The sequence below is a fragment of the Microcoleus sp. T3_B1 genome (genome assembly GCF_036700445.1).
In the GTDB taxonomy this organism is placed as follows: domain Bacteria; phylum Cyanobacteriota; class Cyanobacteriia; order Cyanobacteriales; family Microcoleaceae; genus Microcoleus.
In genome coordinates this window covers 1-7075 of record NZ_JAUBOX010000155.1, presented here as the reverse complement: position 1 = coordinate 7075, position 7075 = coordinate 1, and the positions used below count along the sequence as shown (strand labels likewise).

4 protein-coding genes are annotated in these 7075 nt (G+C 46.5%); 3 read left to right on the top strand and 1 reads right to left on the bottom strand.

Going from position 1 to position 7075, the window contains the following annotated elements:
• Positions 1-434: hypothetical protein (locus QT990_RS35020; RefSeq protein ID WP_333413284.1), on the bottom strand; the 434-nt coding region annotated here is incomplete at its 3' end.
• Between QT990_RS35020 and QT990_RS35015 the strand changes: the two genes are divergently transcribed.
• The 3 genes from QT990_RS35015 to QT990_RS35005 form a co-directional block, all read left to right on the top strand.
• Positions 412-3978 carry a S8 family serine peptidase gene (locus QT990_RS35015; protein ID WP_333413282.1) on the top strand — a complete coding sequence of 1189 codons (3567 nt, stop codon included), beginning with the start codon at positions 412-414 and terminating at the stop codon, positions 3976-3978. The genes QT990_RS35020 and QT990_RS35015 overlap by 23 nt on opposite strands.
• 261 nt (positions 3979-4239) lie before the next feature.
• Positions 4240-4740, top strand: a complete 501-nt coding sequence (locus QT990_RS35010; RefSeq protein ID WP_333147929.1) for a hypothetical protein — start codon at positions 4240-4242, stop codon at positions 4738-4740.
• Positions 4741-4811: 71 nt separating this feature from the next.
• Positions 4812-7075: FG-GAP-like repeat-containing protein (locus tag QT990_RS35005; protein ID WP_333466362.1), on the top strand; the 2264-nt coding region annotated here is incomplete at its 3' end.

Below are 7075 nucleotides of genomic sequence, written 5' to 3'. Positions count from 1 at the left end.
CCCACACCTCCTACTCCCACACCTCCAACCCCAACACCTCCTACTCCAACACCTCCTACTCCAACACCTCCTACTCCCACACCTCCTACTCCCACACCTCCTACCCCTACACCTCCTACTCCCACACCTCCAACCCCTACACCTCCTACTCCCACACCTCCAACCCCTCCAACACCTCCTACACCAACCCCAACACCAGCCCCAACACCTGCTGGAATTACCGTTAATCCTGTAAGTGGATTAATCACGACAGAATCAGGGGGAACAGCAACATTTGATGTCACACTCAACAGCCCACCTACTGCTGATGTCAAAATAGATTTAGGAAGTTCCAATACAGCAGAAGGAATAGTTTCACCTGTATCGCTGACATTCAATTCTGGTAACTGGAATTCAACGCAGACAGTAACAGTGACAGGTGTTAACGACAACATTGTTGACGGCAATAAAGCTTACACAATTGTTACTGCCCCTGCTGTTAGTCCGGATAGCAAATACTCCGGGTTAAATGCAGCCGATGTCGCTGTTACCAACAATTCCCCAGCAACAGACTTAGCTGGAAACACTCCAAGTACATCCCTCAAAATCAATGCAACTTCTAATCTCAGAAACTATACTGATGCAGTGAGTAGTAATTATCCAGATTACTACAAATTCACTTTAGGAGCTAACAATGACTTCAATTTATCAGTCGATGGCGTGAATGAAGATGTTAAGCTTGAATTGCTGGACAGCAATCAAAATGTCATTACAACAGCCCAAAACTCCGGCACTACTTCAAAGTCAATAAACCGGATTTTGGAACACGGCACTTACAGCATTCGAGTTTCTTCAGTTAATAGTGCGGAGACTCCATACACTTTAAACTTGTCTGCTTTGCCTCGCCTTGCCGGTATCACAACCACAGGATATGAAGGCCCTGCCTCCACAGCTACAACTTCGCAGCCCACTTCAACGACTGGAACTACTGGAAATTCTTCGGGCAACATCAATAACAACTTCCTCGCCAATAATGTCCTCGCCACACCGCGTTTTACTCCGATTAGTGGCATCAACAATCTTGTCAGAAGCGTCCAGACTAATATATTCAGTTCGCCGAGCGCTAATAGCTTCTCGGACGCATCATATTCCTATGGTTTTGACGGCGGAAACGACCCAAAGGGTCGGTTGGTCTCTGCCAGTGTATCCAATGCACAAATAAATCTCGACAAATTCCGCGCCACACCCGGTTTTTCCGGTATCGACGGCCGCGGTTTCTCTGTAGCGATATTAGATAGTGGCATCGACTTAAACCACCCATTCTTTGGCCCTGACAGCGACTCAAACGGCATTAGCGATCGCATCGTTTATAACTACGATTTTGCCGATGGCGACGCGGATGCTAGCGACCAAGACGGACACGGATCGAACATTGCCAGCATTATTGCCTCCCAAGACCCAACCTATACCGGGATGGCACCAGGGGCTAAGATTATCGACCTCAAAATCAGAAAGGATACTATACCTGCTGGTAGTTCAGACGAAATTAATAAGTTTCCGTATGTTGAACAAGCCTTGCAGTGGGTATTGCAAAATGCAGATGCTTACAACATTGCCAGCGTTAATATGGCATTCGGCAGCGGTGAAAGTTTTACCAGTCCTACTTCACTCTACGGTATAGGAGATGAACTGGCAGCATTGGCCGCGAAGAATATAATTGTTGCCTCTTCATCCGGCAACCGTTACTTCCATTACCAGAATCCTCCAGGTGTAAACTACCCTTCAGCCGATCCGAATTCGCTATCGGTTAGCGCGGTATACAATTCGGATATAGGTAGTTCCTCTTTGGGAAATTATTTTGCAAATAAGGATAATAGCACTAATAATTTAGTAACTGCTAATACCACTGCTGCCGATCGCATTGCTCCATTTTCTCAGCGTAATGGGACATTAACCACAATTTTTGCTCCGGGGGCACCTATCACCGGGGCTGACAAAGATGGCGGTTTAAGCACCTATCACGGTAGCAGTCAAGCTACAGCCCACATTGGTGGTATCGCAGTATTAGCCCAACAGTTAGCACAGCAAAAATTTGGCCGCCGACTAACACCAACCGAGTTCGCCGACCTTTTGAAATCAACCGGTGTCACTATCAATGACGGCGACGACGAAGACGATAACGTTACCCGTACTGGTTTTAATTACAAGCGCGTTGATGTGCTGGCTTTGGGTCAAGGTATTGTTGGCAATCACCCGCCACTGTTAAACTACGGCCCGAATACAACTCCGTGGCATTTCCAGAACTTGCGAGTCAGCTATGGAAGGAACTTCAAATACACCTTTCCGACAAACACTTTCACAGATCCCGATCCGGGAGATAGCCTCACCTACTCAGCCACTTTAAAAAACGGTGAAGCTTTACCGTATTGGCTGACTTTCAACCAGAATACCCGCACCTTCCAAGGAACAATTCCAGGGCCCCGAAATTTGGAAATTAAATTAACAGCAACGGACACATGGGGTGCAACTGCAAGTGATGTCATTTTAATGAAACTATCCAAGTATGGTGCTGTCATTGACGGTTATATCTCCGGTGCGACTCTCTTCTTAGATGCCAACAAAAACGGTGTCCTCGATGCCGGAGAGCCATCAACTACTACTGACTCCAACGGTGAATACGATCTTGATATTCCCTTCGAGACTTTCGACAAAAATCAAAATGGGGAAATTGATTCATCAGAAGGTAATTTAGTTGCTTTTGGAGGCACTGACACCGCCACCGGCTTACCCCTAGAAACACCAGTCACCGCACCACCGGATTCTACTGTTGTCACCCTCTTAACCAGCTTAGTCGCTGACTTAATCGACAAAGGAGTTGCACCGGAAACAGCGCAATCTCTTGTCAAATCTTCTCTGGCGATTCCCGCTGATGTTGACATCACCGATTTCGACCCCATCGGCGCCACCAACAACAACGAACCGGGCGGCGTCCAAGTCTTAGCAGCAATGGTGAAAGTCCAAAACTTCATCACTCAAACTAGCGCTTTGATTGACGGTGCTTCCAGTGCAGCTACTAACGAAATTGTCAAAGCTGTTGTCAGTTCAATTACGAGTCAAATTCAATCCGGCACTGTTTTAAACCTCAGCAACGCACTCGCTTTAGAACCAATCATTCAGCAAAGTGCCGCGAAAATTCAGCAGATTGACCCCAGTTTCAACAGTCAAAAAGTTACCTCAATTACCTCGCAAGCTGCGACTGTAATGGCAACAGCCAATCAGCGCATTGATTCTGCTGTCTCCAACCCAACAGGAACATCAATTCCTGAATCACTTGCCCGCGTCCAACAAGTAGCTTTGGGCCCAACTACTCAAGACTTCAAAGAAGTTGGTGCGGGAACTAAGACAATTTCCCAGGTAGTTACTGAGAATACTGGTGCTGCTTTAGATACCAAAATTCAAGCTGTGATATTACCTGCTGGGATTGCAACTCCTGTTGTCACCGGCGACGCAGATTTGGGCAGCAATTCCCCCGATCGAATTCTCGGTACAAATGGCGATGATACCCTGACTGGCGACAGTCCAAATAATGTTTTGCTGGGTCTGAGGGGTAATGATTCCCTCGATGGTGCGGTGGGGAATGACACTCTTTTCGGCGGCAAAGGTAACGATACTTTACTCGGCAGTAGCGGTGATGATGTCTTGTTTGGCAATCGCGGTGACGATTTGCTGAATGGCGGTTTGGGAAGTGATAGTTTGACGGGAGGGAATGGGGTAGATAAATTCTTGCTATCTACCAATTCCGGTACTGATACTATTACTGACTTTGAAGTTGGTAAAGACTTGTTAGTTTTGGGTAATGGTCTGACTTTCTCGCAATTGTCAATTACTCAAGAAAACAGTTCAACATTCATCCGCTTGTCCGCAACCGGAGAGATTTTAGCATCTCTGAATGGTGTGACGGCAAGTGCGATCGGTGTCGCAAATTTTGGCTCAATCTAATAGCAATAGGACTGATATGATGTCCGGTTAATCGACCATAATTCCTGTAGGGGCGGGTTCGCGGATATCTTTAAGAGAAACGAGAGATTCTGTAAACCCGCCCCGATATTCGACAGTACGATCGCGGCCGGGGCGGGTTTTTGAAATTGTCTATTAGCAGATATTGTTGGTGAACCCGCCCCTACCATCGACCTGATAATCGACCGCATTGGGTATAAGTCCCGATCGAGTAGTAGTGTATCCACCCATGAGGTTTTTGATATGAACAACGAAGATTCACAACCAATGTTTTTTCCTGTTTCTCGTTTCAAGTTGTTCGTGATGTCCCTAGTAACCTTGGGCCTCTATCAAATTTTTTGGTTTTACAAAAACTGGCAGCTATTCAAAGCCGCAACAGGAGACGACATTAGCCCATTTTGGAGAGCTGTTTTCAACGGTATTTTTTGTTATTCATTGATTACGAAAATTAGAAATAGGGCTAAATTGCGCGGTATTGATGCCAACTTTAGTCCATTCTTGCTGACTCTTGCTTGGTTTGGGCTTGCGCTGTGTGCCCGACTGCCAGACCCATACTGGCTAGTTAGTTTTTTATCTGTAATAGTTTTGCTTCCTGTTCAAGAGATTGTGAATGAACTGAACAGTTTAGCAGCCCCAAACCACAATCCTAACGATAGATTTTCGGTATGGAATATAGTAACTATCGCTGTGGGAGGCAGCCTGTTTGTACTTGCGATCGTCGGGACACTGATGCCAGCAACTTAGGTGCGATTTGCATCAGTTTCACAACTCGAAACATCAAAGATTACTGTTGTTAACTAATCGGTAAATTAATCATGTCTACTTTCAGTTCCGCAACCAACTTTCCTGTCGGCACAAATCCCCAATCCCTGACTGCCGAAAACTTTAATAACGACAATATCTCAGACTTAGCGATCGGCGGAACGGCTGTTTCCATGTTAATAGGGAACAGTCAAGGAGGATTTGACACTCCTGCCAACGTGAATCAATCGTCTAGTTACACTCCAATCGTAGCGGGTATTTTTAACAATGATAATTTTCTTGACCTAGCCCTAACTAGCTGGTCTGGTGGAGAATTTCCTAATGGTTACGTTTACATTTTACCAGGAACAGGTCAAGGTACTTTTGGCAATTCCATTTCCTTTAGTGCCGGGGAAAATCGACTCAGTGCGATCGGTGTAGGCGATTTTAACGCAGACAACTTATCAGACATAGTTGTAGCAGATGTTAACGGCCGCGTTGTCATCGGATTAAAAAACGCTCAAGGTAACTTTTTTACTCCTGAATATACATCTCAGGTGGGGACAAATCCAACGGCGATCGCAGCGAGAGACTTTAACGGCGATGGCAGCCTCGATCTTGCCATCACTAGCAGTGCTTCTAACAACGTTTCCATCCTACTCAACACGGGAGGCGCTGGTGCAGACAGATTTTCAATCCCGGTAAATTATGCAGTTGGCACTAATCCAACATCCATTGCAGCAGAAGACTTTAACGGTGACAACATCCTCGATCTTGCCATCACCAACAGCGTTTCTAACAACATTTCCATCCTACTTGGCACCGGTCAAGGTGCCTTTGCCAATGCCACCAACTACGCAGCGGGAGGCGATAGTCCGACCTCGATCGCAGTTGCCGACTTAAACGCCGACAGCAAACTCGATATCGCCGTTGCTAACAATCAATCAAACAACGTTTCTATCCTAGTTGGAACCGGTCAAGGCACCTTTAATAACCCCATTAATTATGCTGTCGGGACAAACCCAAAAGCGATCGCCATCAAAGATTTTAACGCCGACAACAAACCCGATCTCGCCACCGCCAATAGCGGTTCTAACGATGTCTCCATCCTGCTGAATACCACCGTTGAGGTCAATTTCGGCGCAGCCACTTACAGCGGCACAGAAGGAACAACAGATACCATCGTTAATGTCCCAGTCACCATCAGCGGCGGCACTCCCTTCAGCGATCTAGTTGTACCAATTGTTATCGACCCCAGCAGTACAGCTACCCAAGATTCAGACTACACTTTTTCACCTGCCACTCTCACATTCCCCGCAGGTACTAACACCCTCACTCAGAATGTTGCTGTCACTGTCAAAGCTGACAATATCGCAGAGAACGCCGAAACAGCAGTGTTCAGCTTTGGTACGATTACTGATGGGATTGCAGGTACAACAAAAGAAACAACACTAACTATTCCGGCCAATGACGCTATAGATTACGCCATTGCTGTCGGTACTGCCAGCCTCACCGAAGGCAACAGTGGCACTACTCCCGTTACTTTTACCGTGACTCGCAGCGGCGGGATTGATGCTGCCAGCAGTGTAAATTATGCAATTGGAGGAACTGCTACAAACAGCAGCGATTACAACAATATCGGCGGCACTTCTGGGGGAACTAGCATTACTGGTACGGTTAATTTTGCTGCGGGCGAGACATCGAAAACTCTTACTTTAGATGTGTTGGGCGATGCCATAATTGAACCGGATGAAACTATTACTGTTACTCTGTCAAATCCGGTTGCGCCCGGCCCGACTCCGACTATTACCGCTGCTACCGCTACAACTACGATCGGTAATGATGACACTGCCGGAGTCACCGTCAATCCTGCCAGCGGATTAGTGACGACAGAAGCAGGCGACAGCGCTACATTTACCGTTAAACTTAACAGTCAACCCAGTGCTAATGTTAGCATTGATTTGAGCAGTTCCAATCCCGCAGAAGGAACAGTTTCTAGCAATAGTTTAACTTTCACGCCTGCCAACTGGAATGAACTGCAAACAGTAAAGTTGACTGGTGTTGACGACAGCATTGCTGATGGTAGTAAAACTTACAATATTGTCACTGCTGCCACTGTCAGTACCGACATTAATTACAGCAATCTCAATCCCGATGATGTCAGCGCCAGCAACAGCGATAATGAAACTCCTGGCATTACGATTAATCCTGCCAGCACGACTGCAACGGAAGGCGGTGCAACTGGAAGTTACACTGTTCAGTTAAATAGTCAACCGATCGCACCTGTTACGATTAACTTAGCTACAGGCAGTCAAATTCAACCAATTACCGCACTTAC